Origin of the sequence: Maribacter zhoushanensis, assembly GCF_029350975.1 — a bacterium.
Lineage (GTDB): Bacteria > Bacteroidota > Bacteroidia > Flavobacteriales > Flavobacteriaceae > Maribacter > Maribacter zhoushanensis.
The window spans coordinates 163,429-187,897 of the sequence record NZ_JARKMR010000004.1 but is presented as its reverse complement, the minus strand read 5'-3'; the positions used below and the strand labels follow the sequence as shown (position 1 = coordinate 187,897).

The window sequence follows — 24,469 nt, the reverse complement described above, 5'->3', positions numbered from 1 at the left end:
AGTCTTATTTTAATTTATCCATAATTCAACGTTCGTCACTACTTTTTTTGGCCGCCAACCTATTGCAGTAGCCTTATCTGAACTGAACGTTAAATCAGTTGTCATTTGTTTTAATTTTTTTGTTGAAAAAGGAGCTTCTTTTTTTAAAATCATTTCAATAGAATCTCCAATTTTCGCAATTCCCTTGGCTAACCAAAGAGGCATATTTTTAACTCTTTTTTTGTTCTTCTTTTTAGAAATTACATCAGATAATTGATGAAAACTTGCATCAAAACCATCCGTTAAATTATATACGCCACCAATAGTAATTAACGCTGTTGAAAATTCTGCTAGATCTTCCGCTAAGACTACCGATCGTTTTGCATTACCGTCCGCAATATTAAAATATCGTCCCTTTTCTATCCCGGTAATCATCTTACCTAAATTTCCAGGAGCATTTTTTCCTATTATTAAAGGTGGTCTTATAATAGATACAGTAATCTTTTGCTCTAAACTCCATTCCGTAATAATTTTCTCAGCTTCAATTTTTGTTTTTCCGTAACTATCCGTGGCTTTTAATTCGTTTTCTTCTGTTATGTTTGATCCATCTTTAGCACCGTAAACTGCTACACTGCTAATAAACATTAATCCTTTTATTCCTTTATTTTCTAAACCTTTAAGAAGATTAACTGTTCCATTTACGTTTACATTATAAAAATCTTCTTCATCGGCCTTCGTTTTTGGTACACTATGCGCTTTACCGGCAATATGAATAACATAATCTATATCCTGTTCAATTTTAGGTACTTCTGCCTTAATATCACATCTTATATCACTATTGTCTCCTCTGCCCAAGGTTAGCACATCATTCCCTTTGCCGCTCCAGTGTTTAACAAAATAGCTACCTAAAAAACCGTTACCACCAGTTATTAGAACTTTCATTTAAGAAATTGTTTTAATTTGGGTAGTAATCTATATACGGGGTAGGCCGCTGAAACTTTCAAGTCATTAGCTTTAAACGCTTCTACGCACTCTTTATTTCCTTGTAAAATATTTTTTAAACTTTTATTTGTAGCACCACCAAGTCTCATTCTAACCATAGGTGAAGGTATGTACTTACCTTTTATCTTATTACCTTCTAAAAAGCGTAACATTAATTCAAAGTCGGCAGCAAGACCAAAGTTTAGATTGAAATATCCTAATTTTTTATAAACTGAATTTCTTACAAAAAATGATGGGTGTGCAGGATGCCAGCCTTTTCTAAATGCATTTTCTTTATAAGGTCCTGTGATCCAATTTCTAACTACTTTGTCCGTATTTAATTGCTCCACATAAACTAGATCACCGTAAACACAATCTATGTTAGGGTCTTCAAACGCTTCAACCACATTTTGTATTACTTCCTCAGAATTATAAAAATCATCAGAATTTAAAATACCTAATATTTCACCATCGGCTAATTTTAAACCTTTGTTCATGGCATCATAAATGCCATCATCTTTTTCTGAAATAAGTTTAGAAACCCTATTGGGCATATGCTCTATTATAGAAACTGTATTGTCCTTAGAGTTACCATCTATAATAATATGTTCAATATTTTTATAGGTTTGGTCATTAATACTTTTTACACAGTCACCAATAAATTTAGAGCTGTTATAAGTACCTGTTACAATACTTACCAATGGTTTTATATCTTGCTTTTCTGTATTCATTACAACATTTATATAAACTTATTGGTTTATTAATTCCTTATAGAAATCAAATGTTTTTTGAAATGTATTTTTCCAAGTAAACCTTTTGACATTTTCTAATCCCTTTGTTACTAAATCGTTTCTATAGTCTTCATCCAGTAACAATTTTATGTGACTTGCTATTAGTTCCGGAGACTCTTCTTCCAATAGAATACCGCTTTCTTCTACAACTTCTGGTATGGAAGAGGTATTCATTGCAATAATTGGGCAACCAGCGCTTTGAGCTTCTAACAACGGAAGTCCAAAACCTTCATACGATGATGGGTACACCAAACAAAGTGCTTTATTATAAAACTCGTTCAGTTCTGCATTGGATACACCATTAAAATGGACGTAATCATCTGTCTTTAATTTAGAGTTTATATAAGTTTGTTCTTTCTCTGTCAAAGGGCTACCACCAATAATGGCCAAAGGTAAGCCGCTTAATTTACTGGCCCTAACCGTTAGGTTGAAATTCTTGTATATGGCTTTACGGTCTCCTACATATAAAATAAAGGGCCTGCCATTAAAATAGTCTTTGCTACTTAACTCTTTTTTATCAATCTGATAAAAATGTTTTCCAACACCGTGCGGAATAACTACTGTCTTCTTTTCAGCTAGTTCTGGAAAGAAGTGGAGCATATCTCTTTTTGTATTTTCCGACACGCAAATAATACCATCTGAATGCGCTAAAGCTTTTCTCTTTTGATTGGTATGTGCGTACAATTGAATACCGGTGAAAAAATGTTCATACGTAAAATCATGAACAGTGGTAACATTTATATGTTTAGAATTCTTTGAGTATCTATAATAGCTAGAATGAAATATAGCTTGTTCACTTAATTGAGCAAGTTTTGGATTGGTGTATCTACCAACTAATCCAGGACTTTTGCCTAATTGTTTAAATTTTGAAAGATTCAATTCTTGCCTAAAAATATTGGAAGATTTTTCTGAATCATCAAATAAGTATATGCTTAAGCCCTCTTCTTCTTTAATTCTTTTTAAGATCTGATACCAATAATTTGATATACCCCCTGCATCTTGTAAAGAAAATATAATGTTATCTAAAATTAAGTTCATTAAAGGACTTTTTCAATTTTCGATTATTGATTTTGAAAATATTAGTTTTTATTATAAGGCTAATACGTAATGTCTAACGTTAATTTAAAAGAGATTGGTATAGTTCGTCGTACTTTTTTAACTGAAAACTTTTGTCGAACTTTTTAATTGCGTTATTTCTAATGGTTTGCGAATGCTCTTTTTTAAATGTAGCGCCCATTTTGTCAAATACTTTATATGCTTCTAAATAATTTCCTTGTTCTATAATAGCGCCGTTATAGTCTGTTATTTCTTCTACACTTCCCCCCGTTTTATAAGTGATAACCGGTGTACCACAAGAAAGTGCTTCTAGGTTTGTGGTGGGGTAGGTGTCCGCATATGTTAAGTTCATAAATACATCTGCCAATGAGTATAACTGAATCAATTCTTCTTTAGAATCGGTTCTTTCTATTCCAATAATATTTTCAGGTAATACCTCTATCTGTTGTTTTGATAGACCTACAAGAATAATTTTTTCGTCGTCTTTTAAATGTGGTGCAATTTTTATAAAATCTTCCCATCCTTTGGTTTTGTCCCACACACTTGCAACACCTAGTATAATTTTAAAATTGTTCCAGCCTCTTTCAACTTTATAAGCTGAAGTATTTTTAGGCTCAAAAGTTGAAACGTCTATGCCATTTGTTATGGTATGGATAGGGTAGTGGCGTAAAAAGGATTGTTCTACCTTAGTGCCCAACCATTCAGAAACCGGTACTAACGTTAAGTTTTTTACTCCCGTAAAAGAAGCTTTCTTTTGTGCGAAATTTTTTGAAGAGCGATCTACCGACCAACTTTTAGGATACGTATACGTTAGTGGACATTTGGTACAGGCCGTTTTGTATTTTTCACAATCAATATATTCAAAATGGGTACAGTGCCCAGTAAATGACCAACAATCATGTAAGGTCCATACTACTGGTATATTTGTTTCTTTTATAAATTCAAATAACAATTCATAATTAATATAATATCCGTGAATATTGTGCAGATGAATTAAATCTGGTTTTAAAACTTTCAGCTTATTTAAGAAATCCTTTGTAGCTTTTTTAGAACCAAGCCCATGTTTGTCAAAAATTCGGGTATTTAGTATGTGCAGATAGTAGTCCAGCTTTGTTCCTATTTGGTAGGTGCTGTTACTGGTGTCTCTATGTATGGGACCATGTGCAATATGAGGTTCATTTTCATGAGACTTTAGGTAATCGCTAATGTTCACACAAATTTTACCTGTAGAACCAAAATTAGATTCTACATTTATTTGAACTATATTTTTTTTGCGTAATGCCAAACGTTCTATTTAGTTTTTAGACCCACCATCATTAAAAACTTTGATCCAAAATCTTTGAACATGGCAATGTAGTCTTTCTTGTAGTTAGATTTTCTTAGTAATGCATCGTGTACCGTTTTCAAGTATTCGTCTTCTGGTAATAATGTAAAATCATTTCCATTGGTAAGCATACCAAATAATTTATCTAAACCGGTATTCTTTTCATTAGGTAGGTGCCAAATGGCAAGATTAATGTCATCTGGCTGTACATTTCTAAAATAGTTTCTGTTCGTCCACAAACGTTTTATGTACTTATCCATGCCGGCCATTAATGCTTTGTGTTTGTAAAAGTAATAACTAAGTACGTGGGCTTCTTCATTAAATTTTATTCTTCCTTCTTTGTGTCGCTTTAACATATCGTCAAAAAGTTGAGGAAAATCGTTTGAAACATTTTTTATAAAGGCTCCTTTGGCAAATAGAAGCTCACCGCCGCTATAATATGGATTTTGGTCTACTACCACGCCAAAGTCCTTAAAAATCTCTTTCATATTATCACCGCTGACCCCATGGATCATATAATCGGTTTCATGGTCTACTACGTAGGTAATGGCCATTTCTTCTGCCTCTAGTTCTTTAAAGGCGTTATCCATTGGTTGGGTAAAAATACAATCGGAGTCCAATAGTAGAAAGCCATCCTCATCTTGCATACGGGTAGCCATATGATCAATAATGGAGAATTCAAAATATTGGTTTCTAAATTTACCAAAGTAGTTATTTGGTAATGGATATTTATTACTTAATGTAATAACCTCAATATTATTTTCTTTAAAAAAGATGCTTAAATCCATACCGTCAATGGTAGGTATATCAGCAGTATTCGTAAAAATTAAATGGGTAGCATTTTTATTGAAGCGTAAAGAAGTTTTAAAAAATAGAACAATACAACGCCAATAAACCGCTTGGAATTCTGGTGTAGTAGAATCTCCTTTATTGTTTGGATATTTTGATTTTTCAGATGATGAATCTAAATAAACCCAGGTGGCTATATATTTGGTCATACTTTTATTTTGAGACAAATTTTAGATAAAAAAGACGAATACTAAGTATTAATCGGTATATAGAATATATAATAGATGTAAAGCTTTTATAGTATCTGTGGATTAATTTTCTTACAATGTATACATCATTACGCTTTGCATATTTTGCTGATATTGGCTAGGAGAATTAGACGAAATACTTAAGTTTTTGTTATTGATTTGTCCCGTATAAATTTAATTCTGTCACCTAAATCAACGGTTTATTGCCATCAATTAGATTTTCTATAACTTTTTTCTGATAATTTGGATTGTAATATGTATCAATAACTTTATAACAATTTTCTCTGACCTTTTTTCTGTCCTTCGTATTACTTATCCACCACATTATGGAATTTTTTAAACTCTCCACATTATCTTGTTCAAACAAGATGCCATTAACTTTATGGGTTATTGCCTCGGCCTCTGGCATTTGTTCCATAAGATTGGAATGCGTACAAACTGGGGTGCCATAACTTAAAGAATGTATGGCGGTCAAGCCTACATTGCCAGGTGAAACACAAAGGTCACTTACTGCAATTAAATTGTTATTAACAGCTTCGTCATAGTTTTCCCCATAGAAATGATAACAATCATCATTCAGGTTTTCCGAAGCTAATTTTTCTAAGCTATCCATTTCACTGCCATTACCAACTATCAACAAGTTGACAGGAGTGTCTTTTTGAATTAACGCGATTGCTTCTATAAGTAATTCTAATTTTTTGACCTTAGTTAATCTACCTATGAAAATTAAAGTAGGAAGTTCAGATTTAACAAAAAAATGTAGAATTTCCGATTTGTTCATTGAAGGTATTAATTCTCTATATTTTTTCTGTTTTTCATAATCTAAGGAATTAAATAAAATATGAATACTGTCTGGATCTATACCATTTTTGCTTAGAATACTTTTTCCATGTTTTTCATAAACTAGGTGTTTATTACAGATTTTTAAAAATGATTTTCTGGCCAATAGTTTTATTCCCTTCTCATTACCATACATTCCATGACCTTTAGAAACAATTTCTATATTATTGATTCTTGCAAACAAAGTGATAAGCCAATTACTTAGAATGTTGAATTCACCTAATAGAATAATGGTTTGTGGCTTCTTTTTAATCCAGTTGAAAATATTGAAGTTCTGCCATACTAAGTACTGTTTAATATAAACATTTTTTAATATGTTAATTTTATGGGCATGAGGTCTTAATTTTTGCTCATTAAAATTGATTGTCTTTATACCACTTGAAGATTCTTTGCCGAAAAAAAAGTTTAAATCCATTTTTTCGGATTCTAAATATTTGGTCCATACATTTTTTCGGTATAAAGGAGCAATATTATTTAGAAAAAGAACCAGAGGCTTTTTGTTTGACATCTTAAAATTTTAATTGATCAAATTACCTTAGGTTAGATAATTTAACATATAAGTTGGGTAGTAGTAATTTAAAACCCGCGCTCAATAGAACAAAAGGTACTCTTAAAGGAAAGTGCCTTTTCATTAAGTTAAAATTTGAGCCAAAATCAAGAGCTAAAGGACTTTTTAGTAGTGCTAACCTTTCTTTAAAAGTTTTTTCTGGAAAAACTTGGTAAATGTCAGAATGGTCATCTGTACACGTTCCACAATAATCTTTGGTAATTAGAACGGGGATATTTTTGTCAACGGCCTTAAGTGTATAATCATAATCTGCTACACCGTGAACATAGCCCTCAGATAAGATACCTATTTTAGAGACTACATCATTACTTACCATCATAATATTGGCATTGCCTAGATCACAGCTTTGGAAATTTCCATTAGGTTGAACAAATTCATATTTAAACAAAAATTTGTTCGTTAGTTTGGCACCACCATAACTTAGTAAACCCGTGTCCATATCTTTTGTTGACCCCAAGTAAATACCGCCCATACCAAATTTTTCTTTGGAATACTCATGGGTTTCTATTAATTGTGAAAACACATTGGAAGACACAAAGGTGTCATCATTTAACAATAAATAAGCATCGTAGTCCTTTTTAACTGCTTCGCGCCAAGAATTACGCATACCACCTGCCCAAAATAAATTTCCATTACCCTGCAGTACTGTTGCTTCAGGATATTTTTCCTTGACTGCATCTCCTGTGCCATCTGTAGAACCATCATCAGTAAGGTAAATCTTTAAGTTTATACTTTTTGAAACAGTGTTTAAAGCCTGCATCAAATTTTCAAGTGCATTTAAAGTTTTTTCCTTTCTATTGAAACAAGTAAGTAAGACAGAAATTTTCATTTAATTATTTGAACTGATTGTTATTTACAATTAACTATTTTGTTCATTGTTTATTGTTTCATCGTTGAGAATATATTGTGTGACAATACCAAGAAAAAAACAGTAAAAAACGAACAGAGGAAAATACCCATCAAATATTGGCTCAACAAAGAACAATAAATAAAAAGAAAGCCCATAACATATAAATGCAGTATTCAATAATGCGTTTTGGGGAATGAGAAAGATTGCTTTTTTAATATTTACCGCATTTTTTATGGTAAATATTAATAGTAGAATAAAAGACAAAGTACCGCCAACCCTGGCAATATCAAACCAAAGATTATGTGAAAATCCAAAATCTGCTACATCCCAACCTAATGGTTTTTCCCATAAGTTAATTATTGATTTTGACCAGCGCTCTGTTCTACCGCCAGCCGTAGCCGCACCATATTTTTTACTCTCCATTCTACCTGCAAAGGCACTCATAATATCAGAGTCTTTGTCAAAGGAAACATAACTAATAAATACATTGAAAATTAAAAAGAGTACACCAAATAAAGCGGCATTTTGTTTAACTGTTTGTCTACGAATTAAATAAATCAATGAAATTACGAATGTTATAAAAAATATAGAAAGTTGTGTTCTACTGCCTAGTCGTAGTACACTTACAACTGATAATATAAAAGTAGTGATCATCAAAATTTTCAAGGGTAAATTAAACTTTTTGAACCCTGCTACTAAAAAGGCAGGTATACTCATGTTTAATACAAAGTATGCAGCCATATTGGTTGCTGGTATCGAATCACCTCCCCAGATCATTGGTATATCTCTTTCAATTACTACAAAACCTTTGTCGTAAATAGAAGTTAAAACAGAAGCCATTGCGGGCAGGGAGAAAATTAAACCACTTGCAAATAGCAAATAAAAAAGTCTTTCGCTGTCCATAATCTTATTATTAAATGTTTTACCAATTAAATAAAATCCAGCGGGAAAAAGCGCATATATTAAAATGAATTGTGATCCTAATTCTAGGTTGAAAATATAAAATGTTGCATAGCAAATTGAAAATAGCAATAATAAAGAGAAATTAGAATCTAATTTCTCTTTAAAGAACTTATCGGTAATAATACTAATTATCAATACCACTCCAAAAAGATATCCATAGCTAAATGGGTCTAGTAGATATATCAAAAATAGTATTACTCTTAAATATCCTATAGATTTTACAATTGAGTTTGACATTATAATAATAGTTACCTAGTTTGTAATAAGGTTTGTTTTAAATAATAGAATTTTTTCCTAGTTCTAAAAATATTAAAAAATAGTACTTGTAAATTTTGCTTAAAATGATAAGTATATTTTTTAATAAAAGTTGAATTATTTGCCGAAAAAAATTAGAAGCCTCTGTATAAATTTATGTTTAAATATAATAAATGACTCTGTAAGAGATATAGTTTTTTTATTGTAGTCAATTATCTCAAACGGCTTTACCTTATGTTTATTAATGGACTTTACATTAGTGTCATATAGAAAAAAATCTAACCCCTGTATATTTTTAATGATATTTAAGTCATGTGGTTTAAAATTTCTACCAAATGATTTTATAATTTTATAATCGTATTTTAAAGAAGTTAGAAGATATTGTTTATCGCTTACTAATGGTTTAATTCCATATAAATCAATTGTAATATCTTTTTTGTCTAAGTTAAGCTCGTTGCTGATACTTAAATTTTCAAAGTATACGTCGTAGATAGAACGTGTTTCAATTAAGGTGCTAAAATTATATTTTTTGCCAGAGCTTAAAAGTATGGGGACTTGGTAATAAGTATTTGAAACATCCATGTTTGCCCCTTCATCGCCAAAATTAGTGGTCAAGGATATTTTTGGATAGATGAAAAATTTATTTTGGTTTACTGTATATGCTATAAAGTGTTTTAACCAAGATTTTTCAGACCAATTTGTAACATAAGCGGGTATTCCTTTCAAATTATTTATGTCTATTTTTTGATTGTACCATTCTAAGAAACAATCAATTTGTTTTGCAGTCCAAGCTTGACCCCAAGACGATGCAAATTGAAAATAGTAATTATCGTAACCATCTTCTATAGCTGTGAAATTTTCTTGTTTATGAACATTGTATTGATGGTTGTAAAGTGATATACCGGCTATATTTTCATTATTTTCAGAAAACTCCAATGATTGCTTGGAATAATTATAGTAATCTGGCGATACAAACAAGTCATCTTCTAACATAATCATACTACCATATTCACGGGCAAATAACATACTTTTTAGTATATGTTTTCTTAGACCTAAATTTTGTGATTGATATTCAACCTTCTTACATCCATTTTTCCAGTTAAAATTATTAGCGACATCAAGTACATTTTGATTATTATGAGATTTATCAATGCTTATAATAAGATCTACATTTTCATTAGGATATTTAGCTTCACTTATTGAATTTAAAATTCTACTTAAAGAGTCTGGTCTATTGAAAGCAATAATTACGATTACTGGTAGGAGGTTATGTTTAGATGTCATTACTTATCAGTATTAATTATGAACTTTTTTATATTAGAAAAAAGTAAAGAATTTGATTTAATCCATTCTTCAGGTTTTTGCCACCATTTAAAGTCCAATAAAAATTCAATTTCATTTTGTTCAAATCTGTAACGGATATGTTTTGCTGGCACTCCACCAACTATGGAGTAGGGCTCTACATCTTTGTGAACCAATGATCCTGCTGCAACTATGCATCCGTTTCCCAATTTAACACCTTCAATAATATTGACAGAGGCTCCAACCCATACGTCGTTTCCAATAAAGGTCATATAAGGTTCGTTTTTGTTAATTGGTTCAGGCTTTTCTTGAAATAATTGTTTTTTTGTATATGAGTTTTTAAAATCTGTAGAAAAGAATGCAGGATGAGTACTTACAAAATCTTTGGTAGGATGCGTACCATGAATGCTTATTACATTAGGTCCAATAGAGCAATATTTTCCAATTTTAACATTTTGTAAATGAGTGTTTTTTGAAATATATGATGCAAAACCTAATTTACTTCCAATAAAACTACAATTTTCGCCTATCACGTTTTTACCTTCTAATTTAGAAGAAAGACCTATCTTGGCATTCCTGCCAATTGTCTGTTTTTTTGAATATTTTAAATATAGCCTTATCCCAAAAAAACTTAAATTTTTAAGAAAATTATTAGACAAAATAAACTGTTTAATTCTAGCTGGCATTTTTACAGATGTTTCATTTTATTTGTTGTTATTTTTTTAGCAAAGATGTAACTCTTTTAATTAACATCTTATATTCCTCTATTTTTAAAACTCTTAACATTAAATAATAAGTAATGAAACAAGTACTAATGGTTAAAATAATTTTAACTATTTCTGAAAATGAAGTGAAATAAACAATCCATAAACCTGGTATAGACATTACTAATCCACTAATTAAAATTGGGAAGATGTCTCTTATTTGGTCTTTTGCTCCATATGTCATCATTTTCCCAGGATAATAAGTGTTTATGAAAAAATGAATAACTGTAGAAACTAGTTCTGCAATTGCAATCATTACTATTCCGTATCTTAACGCAAAAATTAATAGAATTATTCTTATCGCAATTTTAAAGTATTGTTGTTTTAAAGCTAAATCGCTTCGTCCAAGTACGTAAAGTAAGTTTATATTAATTCCAGATATTATCGTTATTAATCTTGATAAACAGATTAATTGCATAATTGGAATAGCTAAAGCCCATTTATCTGTTAACAATAAAATTATCAATGGTTTTGAAATAATTGTTAATCCAAAAAATAATGGGACAACTAGTAGAGCTGCTGTTTTGATAATTTTTTTTGTGCCTTCTATAAGTAGTTCTAATTGATTTTGAAGAGGAGCTAAACCTGGTAGTAATACATTGTCTATTATTGAATTAATTGTACTAAATGCAGTATCTGCATTTTGTGTTCCCCTAGTGTAGTAACCTAATTGTTGAGCACTTATAATTTTTGCAATAAACAGAGATGCAAAATTGTTTACAAGGTTGTTCATTATACTATTAACTAATAGCTTTGATCCAAATCCAAATAAGTTTTTAAATGAATCTTTAGAAAATATAAAAAGAGGTTTCCATTTAGTGGAGAACCAAAATAAAAGAGCCATTAATACAGATTTGATTAAAGTCTGATACACCAATGCCCATTCCCCAAAATTTTCGTACGCTAAATAAATTGCAGCTAGACCGCTAATAACAGTAGATATGAAATTAACTTTAGTTATAGATTTAAAATTCATTTCAATACTTAACAGCGTGTTTGGTATTGCAAATAAAGCATTGAAAAACAACGATATTGATAGAATTTTTAAAAGATTATCTAGTTTTGGAATACTATAAAAATCTGAAATAAAAGGCGCGCAAATCCATAATGCTAAATAACAGATTAAAGCTACTATTAAATTAAAATAAAATACAGTGGATATATCCTCATTTGTTCTGTTTTGTTTTTGAATTAGGGCTTTGCTAAAACCGGAATCAATAAAGACTTGTGAAAACGAAATGAACACAATCAATAGACCAACTGTACCATATTCTTTAGGTGTCAGAAGTCTTGCAAGAACAATGGTTAATGCGAATGATACTAATTGAACAGAAAGACGTTCCACAGTGCTCCAAATAGCACCTTTGAACATCTTATTTCCTATACTCATATATTATAATTTATGAATGAGAATATTAATCTATGTTATATTATGTGAAAATTTCAAAACCTCTACAAGTTTTTATATTAAATAATTATGGCTTGTTGCTATGAAATATATTTTTGATTTTGTAAAAAAAACTTCTAAAAGATTAAATCCTATTTTATTGAGTTTAACTGTCAGCAGAATTTTATACTATAAAAAAGTTAAGCAACATGATTTTTTAAAGTAATAGCTGTGAAGGAAATCTCTTGATGATATTTTAATATTTGCTTAGCTCTTCATGTTATAGGCGTTGATTTATTTGTTTATACAGTTAAACTTAATAATGTTTGTAATTATATTTTTAAGCTATATTTTCAATTTTCAAATGCTAATCGTATCAAAATTTCAGTCATTTTAAATTAAAAAATCCCTAAGCGGTTGATTAAATTATAATAATTAATTACCAACTTAGGGAATAATGATTAAATGCTTATTATTCGGGTTTATTCGAAATAATTTAAAATGCGATAACCTCCATCTTTAAGATATTGATGTTTCTGCATTAATTTTACATCGCTTTGCATCATGTCTTGTACTAAATCCTTTAGTTCGTATTCTGTATCCCAACCTAGTTTAGTTTTTGCTTTAGTTGGATCCCCAATTAAAAGGTCAACTTCCGTCGGTCTAAAGTATTTTGGATCAACACCCAAAACCTCTTTTCCAATTTCTAATTGAAATTCTGGGTTGTTACATGCTTTTACATATCCTTTTTCATTGACACCTTCGCCTTTGAACTCTAATTCAATACCGACTTCCTGGAAACTCATACGGACAAATTCTCTTACCGGTGTAGTTTTACCTGTTGCAATTACCCAGTCTTCTGCTTCATCTGCTTGAAGAATCATCCACATCATGCGAACATAATCTTTGGCATGCCCCCAGTCTCTTTGTGCATCTAAATTACCAAGGTAGATTTTATCTTGAAGACCTAGAGCTATTCTAGCCGTTGCACGAGTAATTTTTCTTGTAACAAAAGTTTCCCCTCTAATTGGAGATTCATGATTAAATAAGATGCCATTACAGGCATACATGCCATAAGCTTCTCTATAGTTTACTGTAATCCAATAAGCATACATTTTTGCTACAGCATATGGGCTTCTTGGGTAAAATGGTGTAGTTTCTGATTGTGGTACTTCTTGCACTTTACCGTACAATTCTGATGTAGACGCTTGATATATTCTTGTCTTTTCAGATAAACCTAACATTCTTACTGCATCTAAAATACGTAACGTACCTATACCATCTGCATTAGCGGTGTATTCTGGTACTTCAAAAGAAACATGAACATGGCTCATGGCCGCTAGATTATAAATTTCATCTGGTTGCACTTCTTGAATTATTCTTATCAAGTTTGTACTATCGGTCATGTCCCCATAATGTAATATGAAGTTTCTATGTTCTACATGAGGATCTTGATATAAATGATCTATTCTGTCAGTATTAAAAAGAGATGATCTTCTTTTTAAACCATGAACAATATATCCTTTCTTTAAAAGAAACTCACTTAAATAGGCACCATCTTGTCCGGTAACCCCTGTAATTAATGCAACTTTACTCATTATGTTAATTTATTTGTACTTGATATTTTTATTTAAACTTCTAAGCTTGATATGAATAACGTATTAAGTTGAAAAAACTTATTCAAAACATTTAAAAAGTAAGTAAATCTCTTAAATTTTATTTTAACTGATTAATTTTCAGTGAGATTTGAGCACTCATATTTGCGTGTCAAATAAAAAAATCCGTAGCTAAATAAATAACTACGGATTTCTTGTATTATATGTTGCTTAATTTAATTTGGAGGGGTAAATCCAATATTTATCCAAGACATATTTTCAAAAATAGTGTTTGTATTTAATGAATAGTTATAACCGTTGCTAGTTGCTGATAACTGTCCTACGTTTTGAACTGTTGTATTTTTAAATGCATTATTTGAATTTGGTCGATTTACTTGAAATAGCCTTTCCAAATCTTTAAAAGAACAATTATTGAACGTATTGCTCCAAGCTACTCCTTCAAGCTTATCAAATTCGTCGAAATGAACACCGATTTGAGAATTCGAAACATTTATATTGTTGTAAACATTATTATTTCCTGCATCTTGGGCATCGTTAGCTTGACCAGATTGATCTCTCCAGTCTCTAAATTTAACTGCACCCCAAACTCCTTGTATGGAAATATTTTCAAAAGTATTATGGTGCGCACCATTTGCAACTTCAAGTGAACCTGCCGTATCTCCATTTTCATAAAATGTACCTACAATACTGCAATCTCTTATAGTGTTTTCATAAACGTTTGAAAAAGACATTTCAATCGTGGTATTTATTACAGTTGAATTTTTAATAAGATTATTGTATGCATTTGCTTTTGCTACTAAACCATGACCGTAATGAGAAATACCACTCTTTCTTGTAATGGTAACATTATCCACAGTTGAGTTCGTTGTTCCTGCGGTTAATAGTAAATAATAATCTGTAGGATTGGTGTTGTTCTGTGACGAAACCTCAGTATCGTTAACTGAACATGTGTTACAACCATGAAGAACAAGTGCTTCGGCACCACAATCAAGAATGAAGCTTTTTGTCACAATAGAATTATTGCCTTCTACTCTCATCCCAATGCCACTATAATCTCCAAAACCTGAAATATTAGAGCGAAAATCACCCATTTCATAGATGAAAATGTTATTTAATTTTACACCTTCTCCTCTTGATAAAATTCCCAGTTCAAAATTAGTAATTTGAAAATTATTTAGTTCTACATAGTTACCGTCTATTAGTAAAGCTTGCCCTGTTGCAAGACCGTTATTGACATTACCAGATAAAACTGGAAGAAAAGAACTGTTTATACTACTACCATTAGAAAAACTAGAATTTTGAACAGATTGTATGTCACCAGGATTATTTTGATAACCATTAAAAATTATTGGGCTGCCTTGATTTCCGTTTTTAGATTGTGTAAATTCAGAACTACCGTAATTACCAGCTTTTACGTGTACAATACTTCCTGCAGTTGCCATATTGAGTGCATGCTGTAAACTCCAGGCAGAATTTTCCGATTTTCCATCATTGTATGAATTTCCACTTGTAGTTACGTAATATACATTTTCTCCTGATGTCGCTAAAGTTGAATTTGTTACTATTACAGTTACTGTAGCTTCTTCTGTCGTTGTTGTATTGTCTTCAGGGTTAGTTACTTCTGTAGTATATGTAAACGTATCTTCAACAGTTTCTGTGCTTGTTTCCGGTTCTGGAGTTGTTTCTGGTTCTGGAGTAGGCTCTGGTTCTGGAGTTGGTTCCGGAGTAGGCTCTGGTTCTGGAGTTGTTTCCGGTTCTGGAGTAGGCTCTGGTTCTGGAGTAGTTTCCGGTTCAGTTGTAGGTATTTCTTCTGAACTACTTGTAGTGTCCAAAAATCCATCTGGTATATACGTTAACGTTTTGTTGTCATTTAATATCACTTCACCATTTGTTGGCGAAGAAACACTAATGATTCTTACATTTTCCCAATTAGCATAGTTGTCATTAGACAGAACATCAATAACAATACTGGTGTTGGGTTGGGTGGTTACAAAATCATTTTGTATCAAAAGATCATTTTCTAAATATTGCTCCGTGTCGTTAATGACGTACTCTGACAATAAATCTGCATCTTTTGAGCAAGATGTTAGAATGATAGAAAAAAGGATGACCAAAGACAATTTGGGAAATCTAAGGTTTACATTCATAGGTAAAGTAGGTAAATTGGGTTAATGTTTTTTCTTTCTCATTTCAAAAATTCAACTTTTTATTGAATTTGTCGATTAAAAACTCTTTTATTCGATGAAATGCACAAAAAATATTTCTTTTAGGATTAAACGTTCTAAAAGTAAGTTTGGATGTTCAAAAGACCTTTTTTTCGTTAAACTACCTTCTTTTTAACATTTAGCTATTATTTCATCCATCAATACAATTTTAGAAAGTATATCTAGTTTATATTTAAGATTCAAGCAAAATACTATATCAACTATCTTTGAAAAACGAAATTTCCTTAAATGAAAGATAACGTGCTTATTGATACTTATGCCCAAATTAAAGATGGTCAACAAGGTCAACTTAGGTCTAAAGTAAGATCATCTGTTTTAGACGTATTAAGCTTAAAACATCATTTTTTTGGTGATGAAGAGAAATTGAAAAAACCAAGGGTTCAGTTCTTGTATTTTCATCACATTTTTAAAGATGAGTTAGAAAACTTTGAAATTTTATTAGAATATCTTTCTAAAGACCACGTGTTTATTAGTCATTCAGAAGCTGTTGATAGATTGCTTACAGATAGAGTAGATAAGCCTTACATAGCATGGAGTTCTGATGATGGCATTCAGAATAATATGTTAGCGGCAAAAGCATTAAATAAGTTTGGTGCTAGTTGTTGCTTTTATGTCAACCCAGCAAGTATTGGCTTGACCGATGTTGAGAAAATAAAACATTTCTGTAAAGAAAAATTAGAAATGCCACCTGTGGCATTTTTGAGTTGGAAAGAAGTTGAGCTTTTACAAAGCCAAGGGCATGAGATCGGTAACCATACGTTTAAACATGATATGGTATCCCAATTGACTCAAGATCAATTTGAAGAAGATTTCTTAAAGGCTGATACTATTTTAACTCAAAAGTGTGGCCCTATTAAACACTTTGCGTATACTTATGGTAGGTTTGAAAATTTTACCAAACCTGCGTTTGAATTTGTTATGGACAGTGGATATGAATCTTGTATATCAGCTTCTAGGGGGTGTCATATAAATGGTCAAGGTATGCTTGACAAGAATAAAGTATTCTTAAGAAGAGACCAGATTATTGCAGATTGGAAACTTTCCCATATTAAGCACTTTTTAATCAAAGGTGTTCAAGAGCTTGATTATAACACCAATTTTTTACCTAAGTCATTAGCTTAAAATTTAAATATGTTAGATACACCCATACTTTTTATAATCTTTAATAGAAAAGAGGTAGCCTTAAAATCTTTGGCCGCTATTAAAAAAAGTAAGCCAAAAAGAATGTATATATCAGGGGATGGTCCTAGAAATACAGTAGAAAAAGATAAAGAAAAAGTTAAAAGTACAAGAGAAGCTATCATTGAGGCTATTGATTGGGATTGTGAAGTAAAAACATTATTTCAAGAAGAAAATCTTGGCTGTGGCCCTGGCGTTTATACTGCTATTAATTGGTTTTTTGAACATGAAGAACAAGGAATTATATTAGAGGATGATTGTGTTGCCAGCGAAAGTTTTTTTCTGTTTTGTGAAGAGTTGTTAGAGAAATATGAAGATGACGAGCGTATTGGTTTAATATCGGGTTTTAATCAAGTTGGTTCTATTCCTGTAAATGATTCCTATTGCTTTTCTAAGTATTCAGTATGTTGGGGTTGGGCTACATGGCGTAGGGCGTGGAAAAATATGGATTATGATATGGTTTGGAAGTCTGGTAAATATGAAGATTCTATCTTATCTAATTGTGGCTATTTAGGAAAAGATTATACCTATTGGAAACGAAGAATTAAAGCTGTAGAAACAGGTTTAGTAAGTGCTTGGGATTTTCAATGGTGCTATAGCGTTGCAGGTCAAAACCAATTAGGTGTTTTTCCAGAAGTTAATCTAATTAGTAATATAGGTTATGGAGAAGATGCTACTCATAGTTCTAAAAGTCCTTTTATGAATTATGATAAGAGAGAAGAGCTTGCTTTCCCTTTAAAGCACCCATCTTATATTTTACCGCAAATTGATTTTGATAAAGCTTTTTATAAAGAACGGAATACATGGATAAATTCTCTTGCCTGGTTTTTTCCGAAATCAGTTAAAGATGCGGTTAAAAGTATGCTAGCTGTTTTCTACAACAAGTAAATCGCTATAATCTAAAACTAAAAAAGCGTCAGAAATTATATAATTTCTGACGCTTTTTTAATGTACAATTTTTAATACTTACCTAATTAAACTAAAGTGACCTTTAAATTGTATGTTTCTATTATTATCAATAGCATCGGTATATTCTATAACGAACCAATAGTCAGATTCAGGTAATGATTCTCCATTGTAAGTACCGTCCCATCCAGATCCAAATATGTCTAAATAATGAACTAACTTACCATGTCTATCATATATTTCAGCAACTACATTTGTGGTCAAGTTAGGATCTGCCAACCCTAATGGAAACCAAGTATCATTTGATCCATCTCCGTTAGGTGAAAAATAAGTAGGGTAATTTACTATTAAGAAAGGGTCACTTTCTAAAGTAGTACCGCAATTTCCAATGGATCTAACAAATATAGTGTGTAAGCCACCAACTACATTTTGAAAGAAATTATCCGTTTGATATGGCCCGTCTGGGTCATCTAAGCTATATTCAAAATCAGTGTAAGCAAAGATATCATTGTTTACTATGGCTCTTACTCTATTGCCAGAATTTAATTCAAAACCTTCGCTAGTAATTTCTATTTCAATATCTTGTGGTAGTGGAGCTTCGGTAACATTAACTACATATTCTAAACTTCCTCCGCAATTAATGGTGTTGCCTACGGTAAATATCCTTAAGCTATATTCCCCTGCTTCGGTAACGTTAAAAATCGCTTCTTCAATACCATCACCGTTAGTATCATTGTTTGGTGTCCAATCATAAATATAACCAGTTCCTAAATCCACACCTACCGGCACCGAGCTGGCACCACCACTTGCGTTATTACAGATAGATATTTCAAATGGTAAATCTATGATAGGTTCCTCTAATATAGTAACCTCAAATTGAGATTCAGAAGAACAATCTTGATTGTTAGGAGATTGGGCAAATATGTAAATGGTCTGGCTTTGGTTTACTTGGCTACCTTCGGCCAACAATTGTCCTGTACCGTTCATACCGGTATAATAACTGTTATTCGCATTCAGATTAGGTAGTACGTAAAATTCGCAACCTTCAACATCGTTTAAGGTGTCCGCTACTGGTATTGGTTCAATTGTAAATGTAACAGCAATTCTATTATCACTTGTGCAGCCAGTAATGTTATCGCTTGCTTCTGCGTAATAAGTATAAGAGCCAATAGTTGTATTTGTTGGTGTAAAGCTTAATCCATTAGCAATGCTAGTACCGCCAATTTCTGTATTGAACCAATTAATGGTATCTCCTGTGGCTCCTAATGAAACTTCTAAATTAGGGTTTGGTGATCCTTCACAGATAGTTTGGTCAATTGGGTTTACGGCATCATCAATGACAGGGCACGAACAATCTGGGGACAAGGTAGTCGATGTTGCTATACAGCCATTATTATCTGCAGTAATCGTTACAGAACCTGTAGTCGATGGAATGTCAATAATACTATTACCGCTAATGGTTCCGGCAGATGTTGTAAGTATTGCCGTAGGTGCGCTATTAGAAAATTGTACGGTGTAGGTATTCAAGTCTGCACTACATGTAGCTGAAATAATATTCACCACCGGAGTTTCATTGATAGTGACTACAAAGCTATTTTCATCAAAACAATTTGGTGTAGAACCGGATTCTGAATAAATATATACGGTTTGTGTACTAGTAATATCAGAGCCTTCCAATAGATTGGTTCCTGAGCCATTAGGGGCCGTGTAATAAAAATTGTCAGCAGACAAAGCGGGTAGGGTGTAAGGACCACATTCATTAATGTCCGTACTTGTATCAGCAACAGGCATTGCATTTATGGTTAGTGTAACCGGAATTCTATTACTTGTACAGCTAGAAGCTGTTTCAATGGCTTCTGCATAAAATGTGTAGGTGCCAACTGCAGTTTCCCCAGTAGTATATGTGTTTCCACTGCCTAATAGGGTGCCTGCGGTACTTGCATCATACCAATTTATGGCATCACCACTTATCCCTAAATCTACGGATAGATCTGGAGTGGCGGTACCAAAGCATATAGACGGGTTATTTGCGTTTACAGGGATGTCAATAACTGGGCAAGAACAATCTGGAGCGGTTATGTCCAGGTCTCTAATACAACCATTGTTATCTACTGTAATTGTAATGTCATTACCTGCTGTAATTCCTGTAATGGTATTACCTGTTAATACTCCTTCACTTGTATTTGTAATGTTGCCGGCGTTTACTACCACATCAACATCATAGGTCGCCAAATCTGTAGAACAGGTGGCGGTAGTTGTTGGGTCTAGTACTGGAGCTGTGTTGACGGTAACGGTAGCAGAGGTTGCTGGTACTAAATTTAATGTACATGTACCGCTTTCTATACTGCTAATTTCCATAGTAACATCTGCAGTAGTAGTTGTCTCGGTTACCGTTGATATACCTGTGGCATCTAAAGTTACCGAAATAGATGTAGTTCCTCCATTCAAGGAATATGTTATGATATCTCCTGGAGTACCGGTTATAGTAAACTCGGCATCTTCTCCTTCGCAAATGTTTGTTGTAGTGGCTACAGGGGTTATTGCTGTTGGACCTGCCGTTACATTTAACGTGGCTATTGATTCTTCATAACAAAGGTTGTCATCTCCCATGACACGAACGCTGTACATGTATCCGTTCTCAGCATTGGTGACCGCAGCTATGGTAAGTTCGTTCGTTGTGGTTCCTGTATAAGGTGCTCCCTCAACCAACAATGTAAATGTTGTACCACTATCAGTGCTCTCATACCATTCGTATACAATGTTTGTGTTAGGAGCAGGTCTCGATGCAGCTACTGTAAATACAGCGTCTTCTCCTTCACAAACTGCGGTTGGATCTGTGAGACCTGTGTCTATTACTGCAGGTTCTGAAACTATGCGCACTCCCGCATTTAAAGGGAATGTAGTGTAGCCAACTTCACTAGTAACTAAGCCGTTTCCATCAACGGTCGCGACACCCGTTCCTAAGATGCCATCTCTGTCTTCATCTATATATCCATTTTCTATACTATCTGGGCAACCGTCATTGTCTGAATCAAAATCTAGACAGTCAGGTATTAGGTCACCATCGGTATCGCGGCTAATTCTAAAATGATCATAATTTCCTGCTTGTTGATTTAAATTTACATCTATTGTATGTGTAATTTGAATTCTTATGTCATTACCTATAGCTGGTGACCCCGCTGGTATTGTATAGCTGATTGAAAAATCTGTCCAAGTACCGTTTGGTGTTTCTTCAGGTAAAATAGTTAAATCAAAGCCTAAAGGATTAAAGTTGTTTGTAGCATCAGCATAGCCGATTTCAATATAACTAGTCCCGTCATTTCTAAATTGATCTTCATAATCTAATCCATCACCAACAGCTAAAGTAAGTATATAAGTGCCTTCTTCTAAAGTAATTCTAGATTCCGTTTGAGTAATAGTTACATCACCATGAAGAGCTAAAAATGCATCATAAGCGCCATCTGGTTCAGGGAAATCTTCCAAAAATGTACCATCGGTTGCAAAATTAACACTATAAGGGTCAGGATTAGGTCCGAAGAAATTATCAGCATTTGCTAAATGCACAAAAGCATCACCTGCTCCAGTTTCCGTATACCAGTAATCTACCACGGAAGTAAAAGGAGTATCGGTTCCGCCTAATAGAAAATTGTTTGTCGGAATTTCAAAATCCCATGGTTGACGCAGAAAAGCTGTGTTTATAAGTTCGCAGTCCTCATCAATATCTAAAATACCGTCATTATCATCATCTTCATCAATGTTTGTTTGTAAAGTATTAGTTGCATCATAACGAAAGTAATTACCATCCTCAACTAAATCTCCATCAGTATCTAAGGGATTACAGGTAATGTTTTTTGAGTCATCCCACATTTGGTGTCTAGGCCCTGTATAACCCGTAGCTGCTCCAGTAACTAATCCATCTCCATCAATTGTAGTACCTAGAACGCCGCCACCTGCATCAGTATGTCCAGCTTCCACGACATCAAAACATCCATCATCATCACTATCTAAATCTGTACAATCTGGCTCACCATCACCATCAGTGTCAATTTTTAAAATAAAATTATCAAATGTAGTTTGTGAGGTGTTATTCAATGAAATGTCATCATGTGTTATACGGATAGAAACTCCTTGCCCAAAACCTGGTGTTGCAGTTGTAACTGGCACAGAAATACTAAACTTTGACCAAGACCCGTTGGGTGTGTCGTAACTTTCAACAATATAATCTCCAGCGGCAAAAGCTGTGAAGGTTGTACCGTTAGAATATCCAAGTTCAACAATAGTACGACTATCATTGGAAAATTGAGGAGCGAAAGGGATCGGGTCTCCAATTGAAAATTCTAAAATATAGGTTGCTTCTCTATCATAAGTAGCCCAAACTTCGTTTAATTGTATGGAACCATCACCATTTATAAAGCCAAATGAATTACCTTCTTGGGCAGCTGTAAAATTAGTTCCGTCTATTGTTTCTATTCCATAGTTTGTTCCTGTAACCACTTGCCAATTTTGAATAGGGTCTGCAGGTAAATTATCAGTTTCAAAGCTAAAATTTGGTACAGGAATTTCGCATTCATACCTATCTAAAATACCGTCATTATCATCGTCCAAATCTACAATGTCATCTTCGCCATCATTATCAAAATCTAAATCTTCAGTACAAATGTTTATGTTATTACTTAATACTGCTTGATTTATTCCAGTATAACCTGTTCCTGTTGGAGTGACTGTACCATCTGCATTTGAACCTGAATTTGCTAAAATTCCACCACCTCCGTCGGTATGACCTGCTTCAATAACATCGGCACAGCCATCATTATCAATATCATTTTCAAAACAGTCTGGAATACCATTTGAGTTTCTATCTAGACGGACTTGAATAAGATCGTAATCGCCACCGCGTTGGTCCAAGTCTTGGTTTTCTGTATGTGTGATCTGTATAAGTATACCTTCGCCAACAGCCGGACTCCCGACTGGTATATTAGTAGAAAACACTATTTCTGTCCAAATTCCATTAAGGGTCTCATGAGCTTGAACGGTTCTTGCTCCTATAGGTTGAAATCCGGTTCCATTATCATAACCTATTTCAATCGTAGACTGTCCATCATTACTAAAGACATTTGCAGTTTCTATTCCGTCTCCAATTTCAAGACTTGTGATATAATCACCAATTTCAAATGCAGCACCAGGATTATTTAAAGTTATTGTTCCGCTACCATTTATAAACGCTATTGCATTGCCATCTGGTATATTATTATAATTAGAAATTGCTGGTACTTCTATGCCCCAGGCAATATTGTTGGTAGCATCTGTAAGACTCCATTCAGTAATTGGGTCTCCTGCGCCGTTATTCTCAAAACTATAATTTGAAATTGGAACTGAACACTCGTTTGAATCATAAATTCCATCATTATCATCATCTAAGTCGTCTTTGTCTAATACATTATCGCCATCGTTATCTTTATAGTTTAAAATACATGCTTCATAAATTCCCGCAAATAAAACTTCTTGTGTATTACCAGTATAACCTGTAATAAATCCTGTTACCAAACCGTTTGTAGGGTCAACTCCAGATCCTGTTAAATTACCTGTACCATTTGCTATATGCCCTGCCTCTGTAGTATCATAGCAGCCACTACTGTTAGTTGGGTCGTCAGAATCTAAGTCGATACAATCACTTAAACCATCATTGTCAGTATCTCTAACCAATCTTATGTTGTCAATATTTAATTGAACATCCGTCGCAGCAATACCTTCATGTAATATTCGAATAAGAATACCTTCCCCTAATGCCGGAGCAGAATTTACCATGTAAGAAAAAGAGAAAGTCATCCAGCCAGGGGTTGGTGTATCTGTAGGTCCGTTAATTATTTGTTCTGCACCTGGAATTGCTGTAAAACTAGCTGCATCATTTCCATAACCCAATTGTACAGTAGTTATACCGTCATTTTCAAATGGTCCTGTTCCAATTTTGTCTCCAATGTCAACCGAAAAGATATATGCGCCTTCTGAATAAATTCCAGCTGGTGTGTCTAAAGTTAGTTGAGTTGTTTCTAAATATGAATTAATAGCCAAGTATTGAGTGCCCTCGGTAATTGTTGGTTGTTGGGCGCTAGAGGTTTCAAAGGCGTAACTGTTAAAGTTTATAATGTCCCATGACGATGTAAAGTTTGCTTCAAAACCACTAAAGGGTATAGGTATTTCACATTCATTACTATCTAATATACCATCATTATCATCATCTAAATCACATATATCACCAACGCCATCACCATCAGAATCAGCATTAGTTGGATCTGCAGTATTTGGGCATAAGTCAACGCCATCTAAAATTCCATCAAAGTCAGCGTCCTGAGCAACGGCTATAAATGATAAAGAAAAAAATAGAAGTGCTAAATATAGTGTTCTGTGTAGCATAGTGGTTATTTATAAAAACAGTATCATTTTATGGG

Annotated in this window: 16 protein-coding genes; 2 read left to right on the top strand and 14 right to left on the bottom strand. The window is 33.0% G+C overall.

The features are described 5' to 3' along the window. Positions 1 to 9: 9 nt before the first annotated feature. The 13 genes from PXD56_RS14295 to PXD56_RS14235 form a co-directional block, all read right to left on the bottom strand. A complete protein-coding gene (locus PXD56_RS14295; RefSeq protein ID WP_276494019.1) occupies positions 10 to 921 on the bottom strand; it encodes an NAD-dependent epimerase/dehydratase family protein in 912 nt (303 codons plus the stop codon). Further along, entirely contained in the window at positions 918 to 1,691 is a 774-nt protein-coding gene (locus tag PXD56_RS14290; protein ID WP_276494018.1) for a glycosyltransferase family 2 protein, read from the bottom strand. Before PXD56_RS14290 ends, PXD56_RS14295 begins: the two co-directional genes overlap by 4 nt. 18 nt (positions 1,692 to 1,709) lie before the next feature. Continuing rightward, positions 1,710 to 2,789, bottom strand: coding sequence for a glycosyltransferase family 4 protein (locus PXD56_RS14285; RefSeq protein WP_276494017.1), 1,080 nt, complete (start codon positions 2,787 to 2,789; stop codon positions 1,710 to 1,712). A gap of 79 nt (positions 2,790 to 2,868) precedes the next feature. Beyond that, the gene (locus tag PXD56_RS14280) at positions 2,869 to 4,092 is read right to left on the bottom strand and encodes a glycosyltransferase (protein ID WP_276494016.1); all 1,224 of its coding nucleotides are present in this window, start codon (positions 4,090 to 4,092) and stop codon (positions 2,869 to 2,871) included. 5 nt (positions 4,093 to 4,097) lie between these two features. Continuing rightward, positions 4,098 to 5,129: a hypothetical protein gene (locus PXD56_RS14275; protein WP_276473081.1), complete on the bottom strand. Its 1,032-nt coding sequence runs from the start codon at positions 5,127 to 5,129 to the stop codon at positions 4,098 to 4,100. A 226-nt stretch (positions 5,130 to 5,355) separates the two neighbouring features. Continuing rightward, the gene (locus tag PXD56_RS14270) at positions 5,356 to 6,516 is read right to left on the bottom strand and encodes a glycosyltransferase (protein WP_276494015.1); all 1,161 of its coding nucleotides are present in this window, start codon (positions 6,514 to 6,516) and stop codon (positions 5,356 to 5,358) included. A 22-nt stretch (positions 6,517 to 6,538) separates the two neighbouring features. After that, positions 6,539 to 7,405 carry a glycosyltransferase family 2 protein gene (locus PXD56_RS14265; protein WP_276494014.1) on the bottom strand — a complete coding sequence of 289 codons (867 nt, stop codon included), beginning with the start codon at positions 7,403 to 7,405 and terminating at the stop codon, positions 6,539 to 6,541. A 30-nt stretch (positions 7,406 to 7,435) separates the two neighbouring features. Beyond that, positions 7,436 to 8,626 (bottom strand): hypothetical protein, encoded by a 1,191-nt coding sequence (locus PXD56_RS14260; RefSeq protein WP_276494013.1) that lies wholly within the window; start codon positions 8,624 to 8,626, stop codon positions 7,436 to 7,438. A gap of 135 nt (positions 8,627 to 8,761) precedes the next feature. After that, positions 8,762 to 9,928 carry a glycosyltransferase gene (locus tag PXD56_RS14255; protein ID WP_276494012.1) on the bottom strand — a complete coding sequence of 389 codons (1,167 nt, stop codon included), beginning with the start codon at positions 9,926 to 9,928 and terminating at the stop codon, positions 8,762 to 8,764. After that, entirely contained in the window at positions 9,928 to 10,632 is a 705-nt protein-coding gene (locus tag PXD56_RS14250) for a CatB-related O-acetyltransferase (RefSeq protein WP_276494011.1), read from the bottom strand. The genes PXD56_RS14255 and PXD56_RS14250 overlap by 1 nt, the downstream gene beginning before the upstream one ends. 28 nt (positions 10,633 to 10,660) lie before the next feature. Further along, positions 10,661 to 12,100 (bottom strand): lipopolysaccharide biosynthesis protein, encoded by a 1,440-nt coding sequence (locus PXD56_RS14245; protein ID WP_276494010.1) that lies wholly within the window; start codon positions 12,098 to 12,100, stop codon positions 10,661 to 10,663. Positions 12,101 to 12,579: 479 nt separating this feature from the next. Further along, positions 12,580 to 13,695: a GDP-mannose 4,6-dehydratase gene (gene gmd / locus PXD56_RS14240; RefSeq protein ID WP_276494009.1), complete on the bottom strand. Its 1,116-nt coding sequence runs from the start codon at positions 13,693 to 13,695 to the stop codon at positions 12,580 to 12,582. Positions 13,696 to 13,928: 233 nt separating this feature from the next. Beyond that, the gene (locus PXD56_RS14235) at positions 13,929 to 15,860 is read right to left on the bottom strand and encodes an Ig-like domain-containing protein (protein ID WP_276494008.1); all 1,932 of its coding nucleotides are present in this window, start codon (positions 15,858 to 15,860) and stop codon (positions 13,929 to 13,931) included. Positions 15,861 to 16,166: 306 nt separating this feature from the next. Between PXD56_RS14235 and PXD56_RS14230 the strand changes: the two genes are divergently transcribed. Together PXD56_RS14230 and PXD56_RS14225 are read left to right on the top strand one after the other, a co-directional pair. After that, positions 16,167 to 17,060 (top strand): polysaccharide deacetylase family protein, encoded by an 894-nt coding sequence (locus PXD56_RS14230; protein WP_276494007.1) that lies wholly within the window; start codon positions 16,167 to 16,169, stop codon positions 17,058 to 17,060. Between the two features lie 9 nt (positions 17,061 to 17,069). Further along, positions 17,070 to 18,005 (top strand): nucleotide-diphospho-sugar transferase, encoded by a 936-nt coding sequence (locus PXD56_RS14225; RefSeq protein ID WP_276494006.1) that lies wholly within the window; start codon positions 17,070 to 17,072, stop codon positions 18,003 to 18,005. Between the two features lie 78 nt (positions 18,006 to 18,083). Here the strand turns inward: PXD56_RS14225 and PXD56_RS14220 are convergent, their stop codons facing one another. Continuing rightward, entirely contained in the window at positions 18,084 to 24,434 is a 6,351-nt protein-coding gene (locus PXD56_RS14220) for a T9SS type B sorting domain-containing protein (RefSeq protein WP_276494005.1), read from the bottom strand. Positions 24,435 to 24,469 lie beyond the last annotated feature (35 nt).